Source organism: Streptomyces sp. NPDC033270 (assembly GCF_055576575.1).
Genome location: NZ_JBVIRA010000018.1, coordinates 76,364 through 102,119 on the forward strand (window position 1 = coordinate 76,364; position 25,756 = coordinate 102,119).

The 25,756-nt window shown below is 70.4% G+C and carries 10 protein-coding genes; all 10 read right to left on the reverse strand.

The genetic code is table 11. The annotated features are described in order from the left end of the window. Nucleotides 1-31: 31 nt before the first annotated feature. On the reverse strand, nt 32-1,633 hold the full coding sequence (locus ACZ5XZ_RS24200) for a DUF4192 domain-containing protein (RefSeq protein ID WP_468981369.1): 1,602 nt from the start codon (nt 1,631-1,633) through the stop codon (nt 32-34). A gap of 467 nt (nt 1,634-2,100) precedes the next feature. After that, a complete protein-coding gene (gene def / locus ACZ5XZ_RS24205) occupies nt 2,101-2,760 on the reverse strand; it encodes a peptide deformylase (protein ID WP_468981371.1) in 660 nt (219 codons plus the stop codon). A 302-nt stretch (nt 2,761-3,062) separates the two neighbouring features. Further along, nucleotides 3,063-3,782, reverse strand: coding sequence for a methylmalonyl Co-A mutase-associated GTPase MeaB (gene meaB / locus ACZ5XZ_RS24210; protein WP_468981373.1), 720 nt, complete (start codon nt 3,780-3,782; stop codon nt 3,063-3,065). Further along, nucleotides 3,779-4,186 carry a cobalamin B12-binding domain-containing protein gene (locus tag ACZ5XZ_RS24215; RefSeq protein WP_468981376.1) on the reverse strand — a complete coding sequence of 136 codons (408 nt, stop codon included), beginning with the start codon at nt 4,184-4,186 and terminating at the stop codon, nt 3,779-3,781. The genes meaB and ACZ5XZ_RS24215 overlap by 4 nt, the downstream gene beginning before the upstream one ends. A 43-nt stretch (nt 4,187-4,229) precedes the next feature. After that, a complete protein-coding gene (ccrA, locus tag ACZ5XZ_RS24220; protein ID WP_468981377.1) occupies nt 4,230-5,552 on the reverse strand; it encodes a crotonyl-CoA carboxylase/reductase in 1,323 nt (440 codons plus the stop codon). Nucleotides 5,553-5,554: 2 nt separating this feature from the next. After that, nucleotides 5,555-7,378: a condensation domain-containing protein gene (locus ACZ5XZ_RS24225; protein ID WP_468981379.1), complete on the reverse strand. Its 1,824-nt coding sequence runs from the start codon at nt 7,376-7,378 to the stop codon at nt 5,555-5,557. Next, nucleotides 7,375-8,955 carry an amino acid adenylation domain-containing protein gene (locus tag ACZ5XZ_RS24230; RefSeq protein WP_468981381.1) on the reverse strand — a complete coding sequence of 527 codons (1,581 nt, stop codon included), beginning with the start codon at nt 8,953-8,955 and terminating at the stop codon, nt 7,375-7,377. Before ACZ5XZ_RS24230 ends, ACZ5XZ_RS24225 begins: the two co-directional genes overlap by 4 nt. Then, nucleotides 8,952-9,197, reverse strand: a complete 246-nt coding sequence (locus tag ACZ5XZ_RS24235) for an acyl carrier protein (RefSeq protein ID WP_468981382.1) — start codon at nt 9,195-9,197, stop codon at nt 8,952-8,954. The genes ACZ5XZ_RS24230 and ACZ5XZ_RS24235 overlap by 4 nt, the downstream gene beginning before the upstream one ends. 121 nt (nt 9,198-9,318) lie before the next feature. Further along, nucleotides 9,319-10,782, reverse strand: coding sequence for a methylmalonyl-CoA mutase family protein (locus tag ACZ5XZ_RS24240; protein WP_468981543.1), 1,464 nt, complete (start codon nt 10,780-10,782; stop codon nt 9,319-9,321). Then, nucleotides 10,772-25,564, reverse strand: a complete 14,793-nt coding sequence (locus ACZ5XZ_RS24245; RefSeq protein ID WP_468981385.1) for a non-ribosomal peptide synthetase — start codon at nt 25,562-25,564, stop codon at nt 10,772-10,774. The genes ACZ5XZ_RS24240 and ACZ5XZ_RS24245 overlap by 11 nt, the downstream gene beginning before the upstream one ends. Nucleotides 25,565-25,756 lie beyond the last annotated feature (192 nt).

The window sequence follows — 25,756 nt, forward strand, 5'->3', positions numbered from 1 at the left end:
AGGTCACGCCGGTCGCATGGCGCCGGTGCGATCATCGCCTGCTCCGGTCGTCGTCCCGGCGCGCGCGGCGCCTGCCGCGCCCGTCGGTCGTACGGGCGCCGGGGCCGGTGCCGCCGCGTGGTCCCCGGGGGCGGCCGGCGGGCCCGGAGCGGGCCGGGCGGCCCGATCGCCGCGCGTGCTGCGACGCCTCGTCGGCGGCGGGCTGCGACTCGGCGGGAGGGGTCGACTCGGCGGTGGGCGCGGCACCGTCGGTGGCGGCCGCCGCCTCCCGGTGCTGCTCGCGCAGGCAGCGGCGCAACGGCTCCGGATCGAGGCCTTCGTTGATCGCGCGGTGCAGGAGCTGCGCGAAGGTGTAATCGGGGTCGATGGCCAGGGCGCAGCTGAGGGCGACCCGCGCCGAAGGTCCGTCCTCGGTGGACCAGCAGACCCATCCGGCGAGGGTGAGCGGTGCCACCGCGTGTTCCATGTAGCCGCCCGCGCAGCGGCGGGCGAGGGCGCGCCAGAGCCGGAGGGCGGGCGCGGCGACGGGGCCGTCCATCCACTCGGCCGCCCGGTCGCGGGTGATCCGGTCCTGGAGGCCGAGGATGAGGTCGGCGGCCTCGGCGTCGGTGATCAGCGCGTCGTCACAGGCGTCCCGGGCCCGGTTGCTGCCCGAGGGGGTGTCCTGGCGAAAGCGGTGGATCATGGCGGCGGCCAGGTCGAGGGTGTCCCTGCGGACGGCCACCGCACCGTCTGCCCGCAGCATGCGGGGGACGAGCGCACCGGCCGCCTTGTCCAGCGCCTTCTCCTGGTCGGCGGCGCGCGGCCCCCTGCGGGGCGTCAGCCGGGCCTCCATTTCCTTGAGTGAGCCGCGCACCTGCATTCCCGCGTACGCGGCGGCCGCGGCCATCACGGAGGTTCCCGGCATGACCATGGGCGTGCCGTCTGCGGGGCAGCACCGGAAGTCGGGGCAGCAGTAGGACCAGAAGCGGCCGTTGGAGATGCAGAGCGCTTCGAGGACGGGTACGTCGAGTGCGCCGCAGGCGGTGCGCAGCCGTTGGGCGAGCGGGCGGAGGCGGTCCTTGACGTCCTTGCCGCTCTCGCCCGCCGCGGGCTCCTGGCAGAGGTAGACGATGATCGCTGCGGGCCGGGCTGCACGCTCCTGACCTGCTGAGATCAGGCAGTCTGCGAGCTGGTCGGCGGTGTCGGGCCACTGGGTGGTGTCCGTCGGGATGCCGAGCCGGACGCGGCCGCCGAAGCGGCCGCGCTCGCCGTGCAGCGCCACCATCACGATGGAGTCGTCCGGGTAGAAGCCCATGAGGTACGGCAGGGCGTCGGCGAGCTCGGCCGGTCCGCGCAGGGTGACCTGTGCTTCGGCATGCTCGGTCCGGGCCGAGTCGGCGGCGGCGGTTGCGGAGTGGGAAGGGCCGGCGGGCTGGGAGGGTTGGGAGGGGCCGGAGGAACTGGGCGGGGTGGTGCTTTGCGTGGGGATGGCCGGGGCCGGCCGTTCGAGGGCGCGGGAGGCGGGTGAGGGAGGCGAGGAGTCCGCCGGGTGGCCGGAGGCGTCCGGGGAATTCGCGGCGGATGAGGCCGAGGGCTTTCCCGCGGAGTTGATGTCGGTGCTGCGCTTGCGCGGTTCGCTGTGCGGATTCATGGCTCGAAGATCCCGCGACCGGCCGTCGCTCCGCGACCCCTGTGGATAACTCGCGGGCGACGAGGTTATCCACAGCTTCGGGCGGGGGTTCGCGCGGTGTCAGTGGCATCGGGTTGCATGGGGGCGTGAGCAGCGCAGTGGATGCTTCCCCGCACGGCGGCAAGAGCCGCGGTAATCGCGACCGCCAGTGTCAGCGCCCCCGCGAAGGCGACCGCGGCCCGGGGCAGAGTGGACGGATACGAGGCGCCGTCCAGGCGCGCGAGTTACCGCGCTGCGGCGGCGTCGAGTGAGCCCGCATCGCGTCTCTCTCGGTAACCGGACGCAGGACGGCGGGCCGAGAATTGCGTGTCGTTCCGTTCCCCGGGAGAAAGGTGACGGGTGGGGAGCTGGTCTCGGGCGCCTGCCGGAGTGGGCGGGCGCCCGAGGATTCTCCGTCGCTTACGCCCCTGCGTGGTCGGGGAGCAGGGTCACTTGCCCAATTCCTTGGCCAAGGCGGCGCGGCGGGCGAACATCTTCTCCTTGGACTCGGCCATCTCGCGGAGCGCCGACTTCCGCTCCCGCTGGGCAAGGCGGTCCAGATAGAGGTGACCGTGAAGGTGGTCCGTCTCGTGCTGCAGGCACCGGGCGAAGTAGCCCCTGCCCTCGATCACCAGGGGGTTGCCGTCCTTGTCGCGGCCTCGTACGACGGCGCGGTCGACGCGGGGCACCACACGGTAGGGGCCGGGAACCGACAGGCATCCTTCGGGTTCTTCGATCAGCATGCGGTCCTCGGTCGCGACCTCGTCCAGGACCGGGTTGGCGATGTGGCCGACGTGGCGCACGCCCCACTCATCGGTGATGTCCCATACGAACAACTGCAGGTCCACGTCGATCTGGTTGGCGGCGAGCCCCGCGCCCTCCGCCACCTGGTTCGTGGCGAACATGTCGTCGATCAGCTGTGAGAGCTCCGGCGTGCCGAACTCGGTGACCTCCCGGCACCGTCGGTGCAGGATCTCCTCCCCGACGACGGTGATGCGGCGCACGGCACCCCGTTCGACCTCGGGAGCCATCTGCGGGTAGGACTCGACGGGCTCGCCCTGCACTCGTACTCGGCGATCCTGCGAGGTGTCACCGGATTGAACAGCCATGGAGTTTCAACGCCTTCCACACATGCGTGAGCCGACCGGGGACGGGCCCACCGGCCGGCTGCAGTCCAGCTTGATCGAATACTTTCCAAAGTAGCACTCTTTGCAAAGCGCGTGACGGAAACCGTCAAGCAGCATTCGGGGGCCCGCCGTTGCGACTCGCGGGGCAGTCACTTTCGGACGTCATCCCGTGCGCTTCGCTCTGGTCGCCCCCGCCCCCTTGGTGCGGCCTGAAGGTGTGTTGGGGCACGGCGGTTCGTCGCCGGAGTCCAGGCCGGCCGTGCCCCATGATGCGCAGTGGCCCGTCAGTCGACTCCGAGGGCCGCGATGACGTCCGCGGCTCCTTCGCGGCGGCTGGCGGTGGTGGTGACCACGGGTATGGGTCGCGTGCCGAGTGCGACCATTGCCCGGAGTTCACGCAGGATCGTGCCGACCCCGTCCTGGTCCGCCTTGTTCACGACGTAGAGGTCGGCGATTTCGAGTACGCCGGCCTTGGCCAGCTGAATGCCGTCGCCCGCTCCGGGTGCGAGGACGACGATTGTCCGGTCGGCTACGGAGGCGATCTCGACCTCGGACTGCCCGGCCCCGACGGTCTCGATGAGGATGACGTCGAATCCCGCCTCGGACAGGATCGAGACCATCGGCCGGGCGGTGGCCGAGAGCCCGCCGAGATGGCCTCGGCTGGAGACCGATCGGATGAACACCCCTGGATCTTCGGAATGCTCCTGCATCCGGATCCGGTCGCCGAGCAGCGAGCCGCCGGTCACCGGTGACGACGGGTCGAAACAGAGCACCGCCACACGGCTCCCACGCCGCCGGAACTCGGCGATGAGGCACGACGTCAACGTCGACTTGCCGACGCCCGGCGGACCGGTCAGGCCGATCACCGTTGCGGAGCGTTCGGACGCTGGGAGATCGGCCTCCGTGAGGTGGTGGTTCTCCGCGCGGGCCATGAGGCGCGCCAGCGCCCGCACATTGCCGTGCCGTGCGGATTCCAGCGATTCCCGGAGCTGTTGGCTGGTCAATCCGTCACCTCGATGAGGTGCAGATTCGCCTGGGCCCATTCGATGATCTCCGGCAGCGAGTCACGCGAGGTGAACACCCTCAGCACACCCATTTCGACGAGTTGCCGGGCGTCCTCCGGCGGGATGATTCCGCCGCAGAACACCGGTACGTTCGCCGCGTCGTTCTCGGCGAGCAGCTTCAGGATCCTGGGCACCAACTCCATATGCGCACCCGAGAGCAGGGACAGGCCGATGGCGTCGGCTCCCTCTTCCAGAGCGGTGCGGACTATCTGCTCGGGCGTCTGGCGCAATCCGGTGTAGATCACCTCCATACCGGCGTCGCGCAATGCCCGCGCGACCACCTTCGCCCCTCGGTCGTGGCCATCCAATCCCGGTTTGGCGACAACCACTCGGACGCGATTCATCTGTCCCCCGGCCTTTCCTGTGTCTGAATGATGACCGGCGTCGTCATGCCGCCATCAGTGGGGTGATCCGGTCCTCGCCGATGTGCGATCGCAGTACGGAATCGGTCACGCCGAGGCCCCTGGACGGCGCCAGGCAGAGCACGCCGACCTTGCCGAGGTGTCCGTTCAGCTGGATCATGCGCGCGGCTTCGGCGGTCTCGTGGAACGGGTACACCTCGGACAGCATCGGCAGCACCCGCCCGCGCTGGATGAGGCGATTCGCCTGCCACTGCTCGTAGAGGTTCGCTCCGTGGCTGCCGATGACCTTCTTCAGACGCATCCACAGGTAGCGGTTGTCGAAGGTGTGCTGATAACCGGTGCTCGATCCGCAGGTCACGATGACACCACCGCGCCTGGCCACGTACACCGAGATGCCGAAGGTGTCGCGTCCGACGTGCTCGAAGACGATATTCGGGTCCTCGCCGATCTCACGCCTGATGATCTTCCCCAGCCGCTTGCCGGTCGCCACGGTGGCGTCCGGGTCGGCGGAGATCTCACCGATCTCACGCCGGTCGATCACCAGCTCGCAACCGAGCTTGCGGGCGAGTTCGGCCTTCTTGTCCGAGCCGACGATGCCGATCGGGATGCCACCGCCATTGCGGACGAACTGCACCGCGTAGCCGCCCAGGCCGCCCGCCGCGCCCCATACGAGCACCACATCGCCCTGGCGCATGTTGGCGCCGCGCTGGCTGATGAGCATCCGGTAGGCCGTCCCGGCGCACAGTGGATTGCTGGCCGCTTCCTCCCAGCTGAGGTGAGCGGCCTTGGGGAGCAGCTGGCTCGCCCGGACGATCGCGTAATGGGCGAGTCCACCGAAATTGGTCTCGAATCCCCACGCCCGCTGCTCGGCGCCCATCATGCCGTCGTCGTGCGTGAGTGCCTCCTGGTCGTCGACGTGGGCCGTCGCGATGGCCACATGGTCGCCGATCTTCCAGTTCCGGACGCCGTTGCCGACTCGTACGACCACTCCGGCGGCGTCCGAGCCGAGTACGTGGTAAGGCTGGTCGTGCCGTGCGGCCCACCCGCCCTGCTTTCCGTAGTGGCGCAGGAAGTTGAAGGTGGGCATCGGCTCGAAGGTGGCCGACCAGATCGTGTTGTAGTTCATCGCCGCCGCCATGACGGCGACCAGGACCTCATCCGGAGCGAGCTCCGGCATGGGGACGTCCCCGATGTGGAGCGATTTGCGGACGTCCTTGTCCTCGACGCCGGCGAACATGCCGACATCTTCGGCCCGCAGGTAGGCCGCGGTGTACTCACTCGGAACCGGAATGCGTTCCAGTACGTCGGGAGAGGCTCCCGCTACCACCGCTGCCGAAAGCTCGTCCATGGTCATCCTTCCTTGCTGTCCATCTCGGAATGGCGGATCTGAATACGTCCCGGCAGATCGCTTCCGTGCAGCCACTTCCGCAGATACGCGCGGAACTCGCGCACGGTCGGGGCATCCGGGCCCCGACCGGTCACCACCAGCACCGCGGTCTGGGTCCGGGCCCTTTCGAGCCGCACTTCCGCTTCCCGGACCCATGGATGGGTCCGGGCGATGCGCGTGACGGCCGAGGCGTCGATCAGGCTGCGGGTGCAGATCCATCGGCCGTGTTCCGGCCCGAGCAGCCGCACGCCGCCGTCCGCGGCGACATATCCGCAGTCGCCGGTGGGCATCTCGCGGCCGTCGGGAAGACGGACCTGGAGCGCACCCGCGATCGATCGCGGCAACGGCTGCCCCGACGGGCCGTGCGCCGTGAACGCCACGCCCTCCGCGGGGACCAGGCGCGGCGGATTCGGGGGGTCCTCGTCCAGCAGTGTTCCGGCGCGGACACCGCCGCGGGTGTAGGGGATCCCGTCGGTGGCGGTGTCCGGCCGGTCCGCGACCGCCGTGGTGACCGAGGGCGTCGTACGGTTCGCCGCGAGGTCCGAGACGGCCGTGCGGAAGTCGGTCAGGAGCTGCTCCGCTTCCTGCGCTCCCATGAGGTCCTGGCGGTAGTCCAGGCGCACCCGGCAGTCCGGCCAGTTCGCCCGGATCTGCAGTGTCCTGGCCAGCGTCGCCGAGGTGTTCGGGGTGAAGAAGTCCCAGTCGGTGCGCAGGCCCGGGATGTCCAGGTCCAGCCCGGCCGGTGGCCGGGGAAAGGAGAGGCCGAGTTCGGTGCCGAGCCGGGCCAGCGGTTTGCCCGGCACGCCGGCGACCAGGTCGACGAACGGAACCCGGCGGAAGCGCGCCAGGTGGGAGAGCGCCTGGCGGGCCGCCTCCACCGACTGCTCGATCGACGCCTGCCGGCTGATCCCGACGGCCACGGGGACCACGTTGATCTGGAGGCCCGCGACATGGCCGGTGTGCTCGTCGCTCACGTCGGAGGCCAGCGCCAGGAGAGCGGTGCTGTTGCCGTACACCGCCAACTGACGGATCGAGGCCGCCAGGAGCATGGTGAAGGTGCTCACCTTCAGCGTCCGGGCCGTCTCCCGCAGGGTGGCGACCGCGGACGGGTCCAGGTCGATGGTGGGCGAGGACGTGATCGTCCGGTCTCCCAGCCGTCCGCCCTCGGGCAGGGCCATCGGCGTGGCCGTCTCGACGGTCCGGCGCCAGAAGGCCGTCGCCTCCTCGACCACGTCGCCGGGGGCGACCGGTGTCGTGGGCGCGGCCAGTGGCGACGGCCGTACCGGGCGGCCCGCCCGGATGTCCCCGAGGTAGGCCGAGAAGTCCCGGGCCACGAGGAACTTGCTGCGCCCGTCGAAGCCGGCGTGATGTGCCGCGAACACGACCGAGCAGCGGTCGTCGCCGTGCGTCAGGAGGTGGAAGCGGATCGGTGCCTCGGTGGACAGGTCCCAGTGGCGGCGCTGGAGGTGCTGCGCCGTCCAGGCACGGACGGCTGCCCTCTCGGTGCCCTGCTCGCAGGCGAGTTCGGCGCGGCCGAAGGAGCAGGCGTCCTGCGCCGACAGCACGCACTGGCGCAGCTGCCCGTCGATCAGCCGGAGCACCGACCGCAACGGCTCGTGCCGGTGCAGCACCGACTGGGCCGCCGCCTTCAGATCGTCTTCGTCGACGGCGCCGTGGAAGGTCGCCACGAAGTATCCGCCGCCGCTGATCGACGGATCGATCTCCGCCTCCGCCCACAGCGCGTACTGGCCGGCGTCCGCGGGCCGGTCATGCAGGATCGTCGTCATGCGCGACCGACCCGGCCGCGTCGACGCCGGCTCAGATCATCGGAGATCGCCTGCACGACGGCCTCTCGGTCGATCTTGCCACTGGGCGTTCTGGGGAGTTCGGGCAGCTCGGTGACCGAGAGCGGCACCGACACCTCCGGCAGCACCGTGCGCAGGCGGTCGAGGATGCCGGCCTCGATGGCCGCGTCGCCGCTCTCGCGGAGTACGACCGCGGCCCGGAGGCTGGTGTGACCGGACCTGCTCGGCACCATGGCCGTCGCGGCGGCGGCGATCTCGGGGGCCGACAGCAGTTGCGCATCGACCTCCAGGAGATCCACCCGGATTCCGCGGATCTTGATCTGGTCGTCCATGCGCGACAGGAAGCGCACGCCGTCCGCGGTGAGTTCGACCAGGTCCCCGGTGCGGAAGGCTCGGGTGTGCCCGGCCGGGGAGGGGGCGATGTCGATGTACCGCTGGGCGGTCAGCTCCGGCCGCCCCAGGTATCCCTCGGACAACGGGTGCCCGGCAACGAGGAGTTCGCCGATGTGGGGGGTGTCCGGATCCTCCGGTGCGACGAGCAGCTCGCATCCGGGCAGGGGGACGCCGATCGGGGGCAGATGGGGCCAGGTCGCCGGGTCGGCGTCCAGTACATGCGACGTCACCATGGCGGATTCGCTCTGCCCGTAGTGGTTGACCAGTCGGCAGGCGGGCATGCCGGCGAACATCGACCGGACGTCCTGTGAGCAGACCATCTGCTCACCGGCGGTGTTCACCTCGACCAGGTGCAGCTTGTCGAGCAGTTCCGCCCGCGCCGTCACGGCCAGCATCTGCAGGGCGACGAACGGGACGAACAGCCGCTCGACCCGGTGGTCGGCCAGCCAGCGCAGCAGGCGGGCCGGCTCGCGGCGCAGCTCCTCCGGCATGATCACCAGCGTGCCGCCGCCGCACAGCGTGCCGAGGATCTCCTGGAACGAGACGTCGAAGTTCAGCGGGGCGAACTGGGCGGTACGCAGGTCCGGTCGCGGCGAGTGCGAGGCCTGCCAGTCGACCATCGCGTCCACGCAGCGGTGGGTCAGTGCCACGCCCTTGGGCCACCCGGTCGAACCGGAGGTGTAGATGACGTAGACCGGCAGCTCGGGGTCGCAGGGGACCGGGCGGATGTCCGGCGCCGCGGTCGTGGCGGGCGCCGCACCGATCCGCAGCATCGGGCCGTCGTAGCGCACGCTGGTGTGCTCGGTGGCGATGACGGCACGCGGCGCGCAGTCGTCGATCATGAACTGCAGGCGCTCGGCGGGGTATTCGGGATCCAGCGGCACGTAGGTGGCGCCGCGGAGCATCACCCCGAGCAGCGCGGCGACCGCGCCCGCGCCGCGCGGCAGGGACACCGCGACCCGGTCTGCGGTGGCCACTCCGGCCGTCTCCAGGTCGGCCGACACGCACTGCGCCCAGGCCGCCAGCTCACCGTAGGTGTACTGGCGTCCGGTGTCGACGACCGCCGTGCGATCGGGGTCGTCCTCGACGTGCCGTGCGAAGTCGGTGAGGAAGCACTCCGGCTTCGTCGGGCCGCCCCACAGCGAAAGGAATTCCTGTGCGGTCATGCACCGGCCCCCCGCTGTGGCACCGCGGTCAGCTCCTCGTTGACGGCGTCCACGAACTCCTCGATGGTGGGGTTGTTGAATATCAGGCGCAGTTCCGCCTCGATGCCGTACTCCCGCTCGATCAGGGCGAGGATCTTCGCCGCCACCAGGGAGTCACCGCCGAGGTCGAAGAAGTTGTCCTCGGGCGTGAGGCCGTCCACACCGAGAGCGCGCTCCCAGAACGCGGAAATGGTGGAGGTCATCTGCTGGTTCATATCTACTCGCTACCTATTCGCTGTCTATTTCGCTGACTGTTCGCTGTCTGTTCGGAATTGCCGTCGGCGCGTCACCGCACTTCACGGGGACGGCGTTTGGCACTGCCGTTCAGCGGGCCTGGCCGTCGTTCGCGGCGGCCGCCAGTCCGTCCGCGACCGCACGTTGCATCTGGCCGATGCTGGCCCGTGCCCGCGCAGCCGCGATCATCGATTCCATGACGTTGCGTCCCGCCGCGACGTCGCTGGTCAGGGCGCGCAGTTCGGCCTCACACGTCCCCCGCTCGAAGGGCCGTCGACGCCCCGGAACGACGCCGGAGCGAAGTTGCCGTTCGGTGAGCCACTCCTCCTCCTCGGACACCTCGGCATCGGCGACGCCGACCGTGGGACCACCGCCGGCGTAGGCCATGTCGTCGATATGCGACTCCAGCCACCCGCTGCGCAGACAGCTCAGCAGTCCGCCCCGGGCGGCGATGTCGTCGAGCCAGCCCTGTGCTTCCTGCTCGATTTCGTCGGCGATGCGGGAGATCGTGTCCGATCCGCCGAGCGGGTCGACGTACCGGGCCACGTCGGTTTCCTTCAGCAGGATCTGCTGCACGCGCAGCGCGACCCGCGCGGAGAGCTGGCCGGGGGTCTGCGCCGCCTCGTCGAAACCGCAGACGTGCAGCGACTGGACCCCGCCGAGAACCGCCGCCATCGCCTGAATGGTGGTACGCGCGATGTTGTTGAGCGGTTCACTCGCGGCCAGGGCCGATCCGAAGGTGTTGACCTGAATGCGCATGCGGGTCGATTTGTCGTTGGTGGCGCCGAAGCGGTCCACCATGCGCGTCGCGTACATCCTCCGCAGCACCCGGAACTTCGCCGCCTCGGCGAGCAGTTCCATATGGGTGCCGAAGATGAAGCTCAGCCGTGGCGCGACCTCGTCGACGGTGAAACCGCGGTCCAGCATGCCCTGGAGGTACTGCTCGGCGTCGGCGATGCCGAGCGCCACCTCCAGCGACCGGTTCGCGCCGGCCTCGCGGGCATGGCCGCCCGAGATCGAGACGGGATTGACCTTGGGCAGATGGCGTACGCAGTACTCGATGACGTCCAGCGAGAAGCGGAAGCTGTCGTCCAGGTCGAAGACGAACGCCTTGCGGGCCGCGTGCTCCTTCAGCATCTCGTTCTGCAGCGTGCCGCGCAGCAGTGCGGGATCGACGCCGGATTCCTCGGCGACCACGATCCACAGGGCGAGGATCATCGGCGCGGTCGCGTTGATGGTGAACGAGACCGACACCTGGTCCAGCGGAATTCCGTCGAACACCGCCGCCAGATCGTCGACGGTGGCGACCGAGACGCCCGCGCGGCCGACCTCTCCCACTGCCGCCGCATCGTCCGGGTCCAGCCCCAGCTGGGTCGGCAGGTCGAAGGCCAGGGAGAGCCCGGTCTCACCGCGTTCGAGGAGGTAGTGGAATCGCTTGTTGGTGTCGAGGCCGTCGCCCAGGCCCGCCAGCTGCCTGATCGTCCACGGCCGGGACGTATACCCCTTGGGATGGATTCCGGCCTCGTAGGGGAATTCACCGGCTTTACTCATCATCGACACCTGCCAATCCTGCTTTCAGAAGGTCGCCATAGGCGTCCAACACATCGGGACTCAATATGTCGTTGTGTTCGCATGCGACTTCGTATTCCTTGACCGGACCGGTGACGAAGGGCGTCCAGTCGCGCGAGTAGCCCGAATCGACTTCCGCCCCCATTGCCTTGAACACCACGGCGGTGCCGTCGAACATTTCCGGTGTATGGCCGTGCCAGAGTTCCGAGTTGTATCGGAGGTTGTGTACGACGTGGCTGATGATCCAGGCCGGCGGGATGGCGGCGCCGAGGGAGGACTGGCCTTCGACCCACTCCACGATCTGCTCGGAGGAGGTCAGCTCGGGCGGCGCGGGCAGCTCGACGTTCTTGGAGACGAAGTACCGCAGCACATCGACCTCGTCGAACTCCTCTTCCGCCGCCCGTGTCACACCGGGCTCCACCATGGCCGCGTCCAGCAGCACCAGCCGTCGCACCTGCGCGCCCCGGCGCTGCAGCTCGACCGCCATCTGATGGGCGACCACGCCGCCGAAGGACCATCCGAGCAGGTCGTAGGGCCCTTCGGGCCGGATCGACTGCACCAGGTCGGCGTAGAGCTCGGCCATCTCCCGTACGGTGCGGGGCCGTTCGCCGGTGTCGACGGTCTGCTGGATGCCGACGATCGGGCGCTTCAGGACGTTGCCGAGGGCCTGGTAGGCCCAGCTGACGCCGCCACCGGGGTGAATGCAGAACAGTGGATCGCCGGGGCCCTGCCGGAGCCTGGTGACCTGGGGCAGTTCGTCCGACTGCGACCAGCTGTAGAGCTGCCGGCTCAGTCCCCTGATCGTCGGTGCTTCCAGCAGCGCGCGCACGCCGATCTCGGAGTCGAAGGACTCCCGTACGGCGGCGACCACCCGCATCGCCGACAGGGAGTTCCCGCCGAGGTCGAAGAAGGAGTCGTCGACGCCCACCCGGGGCAGGTCGAGCACCCGCGCGAAGATGCCCGCGAGGATCTCCTCCACCGGCGACGACGGCGCCCGGTACGCACCGCCCGTGAACTGCGGCTCGGGCAGCGCCCGCTTGTCCAGCTTGCCGTTGACGGTGAGCGGGAAGTCCTCGACGACCATCACCACGGCCGGAACCATGTACTCCGGCAGCTGCACGGCCACCTCGCCGCGCACCGCCGAGCCGTCCAGGCCGGTCGCCGCGTCGGCGGGCACCACGTAACCCACCAACTGCTTGCCCGCATCGGTCGGCCGCACGATCACAGCGGCCCGGTCCACACCGGCCACACCGGCCAGGGCGGCCTCGACCTCGCCCAGCTCCACCCGGAAGCCACGGATCTTCACCTGGTCGTCCGAGCGGCCCACGTACTCCAGCTCGCCCCAGGCGTTCCACCGCACCAGGTCACCGGTGCGGTACATCCGCGACCCCGGGGGGCCGAACGGGTTCGCCACGAACCGCGAGGCCGTCAGACCCCCGCGGCCCACATAGCCCAGGCCGACGCTGCGGCCCGCCACGTACAGCTCGCCGACCACGCCGACCGGCACCCGGCGCAGACCGGCATCCAGCACGAACAGCGCGTCACCCGGAACCGGCGAACCGATCGGCGCACCCTTGCCGGGCTGCATGGGACCGCTCATGGACGCATAGAACGTCTCGGTCTCGCCGTAGCCGTTGATCATGGCGCGGCCGGGCGCCCAGCGCTCGACCAGCTCGGGCGAACTCGCCTCGCCGCCCACGAAGACGGTCCGTACGCCGTCCAGTCCCTCGGGCGACAGCATTTCGAGCGCCGACGGGGTCTGGTTGACGGTGGTGACCTCTTCGTCGATGAGCAGCCGATGGAAGTCGGTGGCGGAGTGGACGGCGTCCTCGGGGACGACGACCAGGCGTCCGCCGTGCAGCAGCGCACCCCACATCTCCCACACCGACACGTCGAACGCGTAGGAGTGGAACAGCGACCACACCTGGTCCGGGGTCGGCACGAACGCCCGCTCCGAGGGGGCGTACATCTGCGTCACGTTCGCCTGGGTGATGGCAACGCCCTTGGGCACACCGGTCGTTCCGGAGGTGTAGGTGATGTACGCAACGCGGTGTGCGTCCGGCAGCGGCGGTGCGGCGGTCGGCTGCGCGCTGATGTCGGGATCTTCGACGTCGACCACCGGGACACCGGATCCGTCGACGCGGTGCGCCTGTTCGGCGGTGGTCAGGACCGCGAGGGGCGCTGCGTCGTCGAGGAGGAACACCACGCGCTCGTCGGGGTGGTTGACGTCGATCGGCAGGTACGTCGCGCCCAGCTTCAGCAGCGCCAGGATGGCGATCACGGTGTGCGCCGAACGGGGCAGCAGCAGCGCCACGACATCCCCGGCAGCCACACCGCGGCCGGACAGGAGGTGTGCGAGCCGCGACGATTCCTCGTCCAGCTCCCGGTACGTCCATGACCGGCCCTCGAACACCAGGGCCACGTCGTCCGGCCGCCGCTCCACCTGCCCGGCGAACAGCTGCGGAATCGACGGGTCGTCGGCCTGCTCGAACAGCACGGCGCGTTGACCGAGCACGTCCAGCTCCGCCCGCTCCTCCTCGTCCAGGAGGTCGACCGACATCACCGGGCGGTCCGCGTCGGCGACCATCACCGTGAGCAGCCGCTGCCACCGGGCCACCACGCGTGCCACGGTCTCGGCGTCGAAGACGTCGGTGCGGTACTCGACGACGCCGCCGATGCCCGCGGGCCGACCGGAGTCGTCGAACCGCTCACGCAGGCTGAACGTCAGGTCCATGCGTGCGGTGAGGGTGTCCGCCTGGTCCGGGGAGATGTCCAGGCCGGGCAGGGACAGGTCGGGCAGGGTGATGTTCTGCCAGGCGAACAGCACCTGGATCAGCGGGTGGTGCGCCTGGGTGCGGACGGGGTTGAGCCGGTCCACCAGGGCGTCGAAGGGCACATCCTGGTGCGCGAAGGCGTCCAGGCTCCGCTCCCGGACCTGACCGAGCAGCTCACCGAAGCTCTGCTCGCCCGAGACCTGCGTCCGCAGCACCAGCGTGTTGACGAAGAACCCGACCATGTCGTCGAACTCGGTCCGCCCACGGCCCGCCGTCGGCACGCCGAACGCCACATCCGCACTGCCGCTCAACCGCGACAACAGCACCGACAGCGCCGCCGACATCACCATGAACGTCGTCGCGTCGTGCTCCCGTGCGACCCGCTGCACCAGTTCCTGCAGCTCCGCGGGCCACTCGACGAGGACCTGACCGCCCCGGTGGTCGGCCACCGCCGGATACGGCCGGTCCGTCGGAAGCTCCAACAGCCCCTCGAATCCGGCGAGTTCCTGCTCCCAGAAGCGGGTCTGCCGGCCGAGCCGGCCCTCGGGATCCGCCTCGTCGCCGAGGAGTTCGTGCTGCCACAGCGTGTAGTCGGCGTACTGGACCGGCAGCGGCGACCACTGGGGGGCCGTATGGGCGCCACGCGCCCGGTAGGCGGTGAGGAGATCGCGTACCAGCGGCGCAAGCGACGAGCCGTCGCCCGCGATGTGGTGCACCACCAAGGCCAGCCGGTGTTCGGTGGCGGATACCGCGAACAGACGGGCGCGGAAGGGGATCTCGGCCGCCAGATCGAACTCGTGGCGTGCCACCGCACCGACGGCCTCGTCCAGCCGGTGTGCCGTCCATGCGGTGGCTTCGACGACGTCCCAGCCGAAGTCCGCCTCGGCCACGTCGAGGATGCGCTGCTCGGGCACGCCGTCCACGTCCGGGAAGACCGTCCGCAGACTCTCGTGCCGGCCCACCACATCGGCGACGGCCGCACCCAGCGCCAGTACGTCCAACTCACCGCTCAGCCGCAGCACCAGCGGAATGTTGTACGTCGCCGACAACCCCTCCAACTGGTGAATGAACCACAACCGGCGCTGCGCGAACGAGAGCGGCAACCGCTCAGGACGCACCACCGGAACCCACGCCGCACCCGCACCCGCACCCGGCAGCGCACCCACCACATGGGCCAGTCTCGACACCGACGACGCATCCCACAGCGAGCGCACACCGATCTCGGAGTCGAAGGACTCCCGTATCGCCGCGACCACCCGCATCGCCGACAACGAGTTTCCGCCCAGGTCGAAGAAGGAGTCGTCCACGCCCACCTGCGGCAGACCCAGCACCCGGGCGAAGATCCCCGCGAGGATCTCCTCCACCGGCGACGACGGCGCCCGATACACCCCACCCGTGAACTCCGGCTCCGGCAGAGCCCGCTTGTCCAACTTGCCGTTCACCGTCAGCGGCAGATCCTCGACGACCATCACCACCGCAGGAACCATGTACTCCGGCAGATGCACGGCCACCTCGCCGCGCACCACCGCACCATCCACACCGGCGACCGCATCGGCGGGCACCACATACCCCACCAACTGCTTACCGGCATCGGTCGACCGCACCACCACAGCGGCCCGCTCCACCCCGGCCACACCCGCCAGAGCAGCCTCGACCTCACCCAACTCCACCCGGAAACCACGGATCTTCACCTGGTCGTCCGAACGCCCCACATACTCCAACTCACCGCCGGAGTTCCACCGCACCAAATCACCCGTGCGATACATCCGCGAACCCGCAGGACCGAACGGATTCGCCACGAACCGCGACGCCGTCAGACCAGGGCGACGGACGTATCCCCGTGCGACACCGCGTCCGGCGATGTACAGCTCGCCGACCACGCCGACCGGCACCCGACGCAGACCGGCGTCCAGGACGAACAGCGCGTCACCCGGTACGGGCGAGCCGATGGGGGCTCCCCTGCCGGGCTGCATGGGTGCGCTCATCGAGGCGTAGACGGTGCCTTCGGTCGGGCCGTAGGAATTGATCACGTCCCGGCCGGGCGCCCAGCGGTCGACCAGTTCGGCCGAGCACGCCTCGCCGCCCACGAAGACGGTCCGCACTCCGTCGAGTCCCTCGGGCGACAGCCGGCCCAGAGCGGACGGTGTCTGGGTCAGTACCGTGACCTGCTCCTTCACGAGCAGGCCATGGAAGTCGGTGGCGGAGCGGACGGCGTCCTCGGAGGCGACGACCAGGCGCCCGCCGTGCAGCAGCGCACCCCACATCTCCCACACCGACACGTCGAATACATAGGAGTGGAACAGCGACCACACCTGCCCGGGCGCGAGCTCGGACTTCCGTGGCGACGCGGCGAACAGCTGCGTCACGTTGGCGTGGGTGACCGCGACGCCCTTGGGGGTGCCGGTCGTTCCGGAGGTGTAGATGAGGTAGGCGATCCGGTCGGCACCGGGGAACGGCAGGGCCGCGGACGGCTGGTCGCCGAGGGCCGGGTCCTCGACGTCCACCACGGCGACGCCGTGCCCGCACAGCCGGTCCGACAGCGCCTGCGTCGTCACGACCGCCACCGGCGCGGCGTCGTCGAGCACGAACGCCAGGCGCTCGTCCGGGTTGTTCACATCGATCGGCAGATACGCCGCGCCCAGCTTCAGCACCGCCAGGATCGCGAGCACCGTGTGCTGCGAACGCGGCAGCAGCAGCGCCACGACGTCCCCGGCGCCCACACCGCGACCCGCCAGCAGATGCGCCAACCGCGACGACGCCTCGTCCAGCTCCCGGTACGTCCACGACCGGCCCTCGAACACCACCGCCACGGCATCCGGAGTCCGCTCCACCTGCCCGGCGAACAGCACCGGCACCGACACGGCGGCGACCGGCTCCGACAGCACCGCACGGTTGCCCAGCACATCCAGCTGGGCCCGCTCCCCCTCGTCGAGGACGTCGAGCGACGCCAACGGCCGATCGGCGTCGGCCGCCATGGCGGTCACCAGGGTCTCCAGCCGCGCCACGATCCGCTCGGCCGCCGCTTCGTCGAAGACGTCGGTGCGGTATTCGAGGCGGAGCCGCAGCTGCCGGCCCGGCCAGGCCTGCAGGGCGATCGGGTAGTGCGTGAACTCGCGGCTGGAGGCGATCCGGATGCCCAGCTCCGTGGTGTCGAGCTGTCCGCCGGACGCCTCCAGCGGATAGTTCTCGTACACGAAGATCGCGTCGAAGAGCCGCTGGTGACCCGCTGCGCGCTGGACGTCGGCCAGTGCCATGAACTGGTGGTCCAGTCCGTCGTGGTAGGCGTCCCGCAGCGTGCCGATCAGTTCGGCCGTTGTCGTCCCGGCGGTCATCCGGGCGCGTACCGGAATCGTGTTGATGAACATGCCCACGGCCGCTTCGCTGCCGGGCAGATCCGCCGGACGGCCGGAGACGGTGGTGCCGAAGACGATGTCCTGGCCGCCGGTCAGCGCGCCCAGCAGTCGCGCCCAGGCGGCCTGCAGCACGATGTTCAGGGTGGTGTTCTGCGACCGCGCCAGCCGCTCCAGGGCACGGGTGGTGTGCGCCGGGAGGTCGGCTCGGATCAGCGCTCGCCCGGCGGGGCCGGATCGTTCGACCGGGTCCACCAGGGTCGGCGACTCCAGCCCCGCCAGCAGCTGCTGCCAGTGCCGCTGTGCGGCGGTCCAGTCCTGGGCGGACAGCCACTCGACATAGGTCCGGAACGCCGGGGCGGGCGCCAGGGGCTCATGCCGGTAGGCGGCGAAGATCTCCCGTAGCAGGATCTGGATCGACCAGCCGTCCACCACGATGTGGTGGACGGACAGCACGAGCGTGTGCCGGTCCGGCCCCGTCGCGCGGAGCAGGACGCGCAGCGGCGCCTCGTCCTCCAGCCTGCTGCAGGCGGCCAGTTCCGCGTCGAGCAGCTCCTGGTCGTCGCCGGCGTCGCCGCTCACCACGGTCCACGGCACGTCCGGGTGCTTCGGCACGATCTGCACCGGCTCGGTGAGCTGGTCGGCGACGAACCTGGCCGCGAGGTTGGGGTGGCGGGCGATCACCGTGTGCACGGCCTCGCGCAGGCGCTCCGCGTCCAGCGCACCGGTGATCTCGATGCCCAGCTGCACGGTGTACAGCTCGGCGGGCTCGGCCCCGTCGGTCCGGCGGTGGAAGAGCAGTCCGGTCTGGAGCGGGGTGAGCGGGAGGATGTCGGCCGGCTCGACGACCTGTTCGAGCCGGGTGATCTGCTGCCGGGTGACCGATGCGGGTACGACGTCGGAGGGCGTCAGTCCGCCGCCGCCGTTCGTCACATACGCGGCGATCCCGGCCAGGACGTCGTGCCACCGCGCCTGGAGGCCGGTGATGTACGCGCGGTCGACCCGCGCGCCGGCCCAGCTCCAGGTCGCGTGGAGCTCGGGCCGTTCGCCGTTGTCGAGCACGACCGCGTTGATGTCGACGGTGTGCGGCAGCAGCATCGACTGCGAGGTGAAGCGCCGGGCGTCGGGGGCGTCGAGCGGTCCGAGGATCCGCCAGTCACCGCTTTGCTCACCGGTCTGCGGGGTGCCGCGGCGGCCGAGGTAGTTGAACCCGACCGCCGGGTCCCCGCCGGGCAGCTCCGCGGTGTCGCCGAGGTACTTCAGCAGGCCGTAGGTGAGGCCGTCCGGGACGGCACGCAGCTGTTCCTTGGCGTCCTTGACCCATTCGCCCAGGGCCGGGCCGCCGGCGAGGACGGTGTCCCGGTCCAGCGGGGCGGCGGTCAGCGCGACCGGGTACTTGGCGGTGAACCAGCCGACCGTGTTGGTCAGATCGAGCCCGGTGCCCACCTCGTCACGGCGGCCGTGGCCTTCCACGTCGATCCGGAGGGGTGCGCCGAAGTGCCGGTGCTGCTGCGCCAGTGCCGCGCCGAGCGCGATGAGCAGCAGCTCTTGGATGTTGATCCGCAGTGCCGCGGTCGCCTCGGTCACCAGCACGTCCGTCAGCGCGGGGTCGACCGACATCGACAGCTGCTCCACGGTCGGCCAGGTGTCGACCTCCGGACGCGGCGTCGGCAGCAGGGCGGCGGCCGATTCGATCCGCTGCCAGTCCGGGAGCCGGTCGACGACCGCGGGGGACGTGGCGTGGTCCGCCAGGGTCGTGGCCCAGCGCCGGAAGGAGGTGCCGCTGGTGTCCAGCGCGATCTGTCGGCCGTCCGCGAGGCAACGCCACCCGGCCGCCAGGTCCCGCTGGATGATTCCCCAGGAGACGACGTCCACCGCGAGGTGGTGGACGACCAGCATCAGGCGCTTCGCCGGGGCGGCCCAGACGGCGCGCACCATGGCTCCGGCGTGCGGGTCCAGCTGCCGCAGCGCGTCGGTGAAGGAGGTGTCGGTGAACTCGTCGACGACGGTGACGCAGCGGGCGGCGTCGACCGATCCCGCCGGCGGGATCGTCGGATTCCAGGATTCACCGGGCGGGGTGTCGCCCACCTTCAGCCGGAGCATCGCGTGCCGGTCGAGCAGCGCCTGCAGGAGCGCGACCACGTCGCGGTACTCCGTCTGCGGCGGTGCCTGGAACAGCATGGTCTGGTTGAACTCGCCGATCGGCGCCCGGAGGGAGTCGAGCCACCGGATGATCGGCGTCGCCGTGAGGGGACCGGAGTCGTCGTCCGGCGCGCCCTGCGGCTCGTCCGGGCCGGAGATGCCAAGGACCCGGGCCACGCGCGCCACGGTCTGCTCGACCAGGATGTCGCGGGGCTTGCAGCGCAGGCCCGCCTCCCGGGCCTGGGACACCACCTGCATGGACGAGATGCTGTCGCCGCCGAGATCGAAGAAGGAGTCGTCGACGCCGACCCGCTCCACGCCCAGCACCCGCGCGTAGATGGCGGCGAGGGTCTCCTCGGCCGGAGTGGTCGGCGCACGGTATCCGCCCGCGTCGCCGTATTCGGGCACCGGCAGGGCCCGCTTGTCCAGCTTGCCGTTGACCGTCATGGGCAGTGCGTCCAGCACCACGACCGCCGCGGGCACCATGTACTCCGGCAGGCGCTCGCCCGTCAGGCGGCGCAGCCGGGCACCGTCGAGCGCGCCCGCCCCGTCGGCGTCGGGGACGACATAGCCGACCAGCCGCTTGTGGCCCGGCTGGTCCTCACGGACGACGACCGCGGCCTGTCCCACCCCGGGGCCGGCGCGCAGTACCGACTCGATCTCGCCGAGTTCGACGCGGTATCCGCGGATCTTCACCTGGTCGTCGGCGCGCCCGACGTACTCCAGCTCACCGTCGTGGTTCCACCGCACCAGGTCACCGGTGCGGTACATCCGCGAACCGGCCGGGCCGAACGGGTTCGCCACGAACCGCGACGCCGTCAGTCCGGAACGGTGTACGTAGCCGCGCGCGACACCGCGTCCGGCGACATACAGCTCGCCGGCGACCCCCACCGGGACCCGGCTCAGTGCGCTGTCCAGCACGAACAGCGCGGTGCCCGAGCCGGCGGCGCCGATCGGCACCGCCGCGTCGGGGACCAGCGGCCTGCTCATCGAGGCGTAGACGGTGCACTCCGTCGGGCCATAGGCGTTGATCATGGCGCGGCCGGGTGCCCAGCGCTCGACCAGCTCGGCCGGGCAGGCCTCGCCACCGACCAGCAGCACCGCGATCGACGCCAGTCCCTCCGGAGACAGCCGTCCCAGCGCGGACGGCGTCTGGGTCAGCACCGTCACCTGTTCGTCGACGAGCAGGTCGTGGAAGTCGGAGGGCGCGTACACGACTTCCTCGGGGACCACGACCAGGCGCCCGCCGTTCAGCAGCGCGCCGCACATCTCCCACACCGCGAAGTCGAAGGCGTACGAGTGGAACAGGGTCCACACGTGCTCGTGCGGCTGCGGGGAGCCGGTGCCCGGAGCGCCGGATGCGGTCAGTCGCTGGAGGTGGGTGACGATCAGGTCCGCGATGCCGCGGTGCGTGACCGCGACGCCCTTGGGGGTGCCGGTCGTCCCGGAGGTGTAGATGACGTAGGCGGCCTGGTCCACGTCGGGGTACGGCAGGGCCTCGGACGGCTGGTCGCCGAGCGTCGGGTCCTCGACGTCCACGACCGCCACCCGGCTCCCGTCGAGCCGGTCCGCGAGCTCCCGGGTGGTCACCACGGCCACCGGCGCGGCGTCGTCGAGCACGAACGCCACGCGCTCGTCCGGGTTGTTCACATCGATCGGCAGATACGCCGCGCCCAGCTTCAGCACCGCCAGAATGGCGATCACGGTGTGCGCCGAACGGGGCAGCAGCAGCGCGACCACGTCCCCGGCACCCGCACCGCGGCCGGACAGGAGGTGCGCGAGCCGCGACGATTCCTCGTCCAGCTCCCGGTACGTCCACGACCGGTCCTCGAACACCACCGCCACGGCGTCCGGAGCCCGCCGTACCTGAGTGGCGAAGAGTTCGGGAACCGACGTGCCCGCAACCGGCTCCGACAGCGCCGCCCGGTTGCCCAGCACATCCAGCCGGGCCTGCTCCCCCTCGTCGAGGACGTCGAGCGACGCCAACGGCCGGTCGGCGTCGGCAGCCACGGCGGTCAGCAGCTGCTGCCAGCGCGCCATCATGCGTTCCACGGTCGCGGCGTCGAACACGTCGGTGCGGTATTCGACGACGCCGCCGATGCCCGCGGGCCGGCCGGCATCGTCGAACCGCTCCCGCAGGCTGAACGCCAGGTCCATCCGGGCGGCTTCGATGTCGACCGACGCGATGTCGATGCCGATTCCCGGCACCGAGATGTCGGGCAGCGTGTTGTTCTGCCAGGCGAACAGCACCTGGATCAGCGGGTGATGGGCCTGGGTGCGGACGGGGTTGAGCCGGTCCACCAGGGCGTCGAAGGGCACGTCCTGGTGCGCGAAGGCGTCCAGGCTCCGCTCCCGGACCTGTCCCAGCAGCTCACCGAAGCTCTGCTCACCCGAGACCTGCGTCCGCAGCACCAGCGTGTTGACGAAGAACCCGACCATGTCGTCGAACTCGGTCCGCCCACGGCCCGCCGTCGGCACACCGAACGCCACATCCGCACTGCCGCTCAACCGCGACAACAGCACCGACAGCGCCGCCGACATCACCATGAACGTCGTGGCATCGCGCTCCTGCGCGACCCGCTGCACCAGCTCCTGGAACTCCACGGGCAGGTCGACGACGACCCGGCCGCCGTGCTGATCGGCCTCCGCCGGGTACGGCCGGTCGGTGGGAAGCTCCAGCCTGCTGGGAAGCTCGGCCAGTGTCCGCTCCCAGAACTCCATCTGCCGACGGAGCACACTGCCCGCATCCGCTTCCTCGCCGAGGAGTTCGTGCTGCCAGAGCGTGTAGTCGGCGTACTGGACCGGCAGCGGCTCCCAGCTGGGCGCGTCACCCGTGGTGCGCGCTGCGTACGCGTCCCACAGGTCGCGCAGCAGCGGCGCCAGCGACCAGCCGTCGCCCGCGATGTGGTGCATGACGAGCACCAGCCGGTACTCGGTGGCCGACACCGCGAAGAGCGTTGCGCGGAAGGGGATGTCGGCGGCCAGGTCGAACCCGTGCCGACCTCGCTCGCCGACGGCGTGGTCTCTCTGCGCTTCCGTCCATCCGGTGGCGTCGACGACCTCCCAGCCGAAGTCCGCCTCGGCCACGTCGAGGATGCGCTGCTCGGGCACACCGTCCACGTCCGGGAAGACCGTCCGCAGACTCTCGTGACGACCCACCACATCGGCGACCGCCGCACCCAGCGCCCGTACGTCCAACTCACCGCTCAGCCGCAGCACCAGCGGAATGTTGTACGTCGCCGACAACCCCTCCAACTGGTGAATGAACCACAGCCGCCGCTGCGCGAACGAGAGCGGCAACCGCTCAGGACGCACCACCGGAACCCACGCCGCACCCGCACCCGCACCCGGCAGCGCACCCACCAATCGGGCCAGTCCCGCCACCGACGACGCATCCCACAGCGAGCGCACACCGATCTCGGAGTCGAAGGACTCGCGTATCGCCGCGACCACCCGCATCGCCGACAGGGAGTTTCCGCCCAGGTCGAAGAAGGAGTCGTCCACGCCCACCTGCGGCAGACCCAGCACCCGGGCGAAGATCCCCGCGAGGATCTCCTCCACCGGCGACGACGGCGCCCGATACACCCCACCCGTGAACTCCGGCTCCGGCAGAGCCCGCTTGTCCAACTTGCCGTTCACCGTCAGCGGCAGATCCTCGACGACCATCACCACCGCAGGAACCATGTACTCCGGCAGATGCACGGCCACCTCACCGCGCACCACCGCACCATCCACACCGGCGACCGCATCGGCGGGCACCACATAGCCCACCAACTGCTTACCGGCATCGGTCGACCGCACCACCACAGCGGCCCGCTCCACCCCGGCCACACCCGCCAGAGCAGCCTCGACCTCACCCAACTCCACCCGGAAACCACGGATCTTCACCTGGTCGTCCGAACGCCCCACATACTCCAACTCACCGCCGGAGTTCCACCGCACCAAATCACCCGTGCGATACATCCGCGAACCCGCAGGACCGAACGGATTCGCCACGAACCGCGACGCCGTCAAGCCACCACGGCCCACGTAGCCCAGGCCGGCGCCGGGGCCCGCCACGTACAGCTCGCCGACCACGCCGACCGGCACCTGCCGCAGACCGGCGTCCAGGACGAAGAAGGCCAGGTCGGCAAGGGGGACGCCCACGGGGCTCACATGGCTGTCCAGGTCCGCGGCGACGATGCTCCGGAACGACGCATGGACGGTGGTCTCCGTCGTGCCGTACATGTTGATCAGGTGGGGCCAGGTCGCACGCTGATCGAGCCACGCCCGCAGTTTGGACGGTTCGAGAGCCTCGCCCGCGAAGACCACGGCTTCCAGGGCGTCCAGCCGGCGCCCGTCCGGCTGCCGCATGTCGGCCGCCTGCAAGGCGTAGAAGGCCGACGGCGTCTGGCTGAGGACGGAGACGTGCTCGTCGAGGAGCAGCCGGTGGAAGTCGGTGGCGGACTGGACGACGTCCTCGGAGACGACGACCAGGCGCCCGCCGTGCAGCAGCGCACCCCACATCTCCCACACCGACACGTCGAACGCGTAGGAGTGGAACAGCGACCACACCTGGTCAGGGGACGGCAAGAATCCCGGGGCCGTCGAGGTGAACAGCCGCGTGACGCTCGCCTGGGTGACCGCGACGCCCTTGGGGACACCGGTGGTGCCGGACGTGTAGATGATGTAGGCGACGCGGTCGGCGTCGGGGACGGGCAGGGCGGCGACCGACTGCGCGGCCAGGCCGGGGTCGTCGACGTCCACCACCGCGACGTCGAACCCGTCGACCCGGTGCACCAGTTGGGCCGTGGTCACGACGGCGGCCGGAGCCGCGTCGCCGAGGATGAAGGCCACCCGGTCGTCGGGGTGCTTGACGTCGATCGGCACATACGTGGCGCCGAGCTTCAGCACGGCCAGGACCGCGAACACGGTCTCGGCGGAGCGCGGCAGCAGCAGGGCGACGGTGTCGCCCGCGCCCACACCGCGGCCGGCCAGCAGATGCGCGAGCCGGGCCGACGCCTCGTCGACCTCCCGGTACGTCCACGACCGGCCCTCGAACACCACCGCCACGGCGTCCGCGGCCCGCCGTACCCGAGCCGCGAAGAGCTCGGGTATCGACGCGCCCGCGACCGGCTCCGAGAGCACGACACGATTGCCCAGCCGGTCGAGTCGTGCGCGCTCGTCGTCATCGAGCAGGTCGACCGAGAGCACCGGCTGATCCATGTCGGCGACCATCGCGGAGAGGATCCGCTGCAGCCGGGCCACCATCGACTCGATCGTCGCCGCGTCGAACACGTCGGTGCGGTACTCGACCACACCACCGATCCCCGCCGGCTCGCCGGACTCGGTGTAGCGCTCGCGGAGACTGAAAGTCAGGTCCATGCGCGCGGCGTGGGAGGCGGTGGGCACGATGTCGGCCCGGATACCCGGCAGGTCCAGGTCGGCCGAGATGTTGTTCTGCCACCCGAGCATGACCTGGACCAGCGGGTGATGCGCCTGCGAGCGGGCGGGGTTGATCAGGTCGACCAGGGCGTCGAACGGCGCGTCCTGATGCGCCGACGCGTCCAGGATCCGCTCGCGGACCTGCCGCAGCAGCTCCGCGCAGGTCAGATCGCCGGAAACGTCCGTGCGGAGCACGAGCGTGTTGGCGAAGAACCCCACCAGCTCCGCGACATCGGCATCGCGCCGGCCCGTGGTCGGCACACCGAAGGCCACATCGGGGTTGCCGCTCAGCCTGGACAGCAGAAGCGCCAGCGCCGCCGAGACGACCATGAAACCGGAGGCCCGATGTGCGCGCGCCACCTGCCGCACCTGTTCCTGCAGCGACGCGGGCCACTCCACGGCGATCCGGTCGCCCCGGTAGTCGGCCGCCGCCGGATACGGCCGGTCCGTCGGAAGCTCCAGCCGCCCCTCGAAACCGGCGAGCGTCCGCTCCCAGAACCGCAGTTGACGGCCGAGCACACTGTCCGGGTCCGTCTCGTCTCCGAGCATCTCGCGCTGCCGCAGCGTGTAGTCGGTGTAGTGCACCGGCAGCGGCGCCCAACCGGGAGCCTCGCCGACGGCATGCGCCCGGTAGGCCAGTTCGACGTCCCGCAGGAGCGGTGCCAGCGACAGGCCGTCCGACGCGATGTGATGCATCACGAGCACCATCAGGTGCTCCTCGGCCGACCGCCTGAAGAGCCGTGCGCGGAAGGGGACCTCGGCGGCCAGGTCGAACTCGTACCACGCCACCTTCGCGACGGCGTCGTCCACTTCACCCGCCGGCCAGCCCGAGGCGTCGACGACCTCCCACCCGAAGTCCAGCCCGGCCGCATCGAGGACGCGCTGCTCGGGGACCCCGTCCACGGCAGGGAACACCGTCCGCAGACTCTCGTGGCGACCCACGACATCGGCGACCGCCGCACCCAGCGCCCCGGCATCGAGCCCACCGGTCAAGCGCAGCACCAGCGGAATGTTGTACGTCGCCGACAACCCCTCCAGCTGGTGGACGAACCACAACCGACGCTGCGCAAAAGACAAGGGGATCAATGCTCAACCTTACTTCCAGCGGGCAGCAGAGAACTGCCAGCGAGCCACAGGGATGCGGCGCGGCCATGCGACACGCACACGGGGCCACTGCCGGATCTCCCGGAGGCAGGGGCTCAGGCGGATGTCGGACTTTCGAGTATGGCCACGCCAATGAATTCCCGGGAACTCAGCCCGAGAAAGTAC

Excerpts from the sequence above, each read along its gene's own strand:
- ACZ5XZ_RS24240 (WP_468981543.1), bottom strand. The coding sequence starts at position 10,782 with ATGATGAGTAAAGCCGGTGAATTCCCCTACGAGGCCGGAATCCATCCC.
- ccrA (WP_468981377.1), bottom strand. The coding sequence starts at position 5,552 with ATGGACGAGCTTTCGGCAGCGGTGGTAGCGGGAGCCTCTCCCGACGTA.
- ACZ5XZ_RS24230 (WP_468981381.1), bottom strand. The coding sequence starts at position 8,955 with ATGACCGCACAGGAATTCCTTTCGCTGTGGGGCGGCCCGACGAAGCCG.
- ACZ5XZ_RS24215 (WP_468981376.1), bottom strand. The coding sequence starts at position 4,186 with ATGAATCGCGTCCGAGTGGTTGTCGCCAAACCGGGATTGGATGGCCAC.
- def (WP_468981371.1), bottom strand. The coding sequence starts at position 2,760 with ATGGCTGTTCAATCCGGTGACACCTCGCAGGATCGCCGAGTACGAGTG.
- ACZ5XZ_RS24235 (WP_468981382.1), bottom strand. The coding sequence starts at position 9,197 with ATGACCTCCACCATTTCCGCGTTCTGGGAGCGCGCTCTCGGTGTGGAC.
- ACZ5XZ_RS24225 (WP_468981379.1), bottom strand. The coding sequence starts at position 7,378 with ATGACGACGATCCTGCATGACCGGCCCGCGGACGCCGGCCAGTACGCG.
- ACZ5XZ_RS24200 (WP_468981369.1), bottom strand. The coding sequence starts at position 1,633 with ATGAATCCGCACAGCGAACCGCGCAAGCGCAGCACCGACATCAACTCC.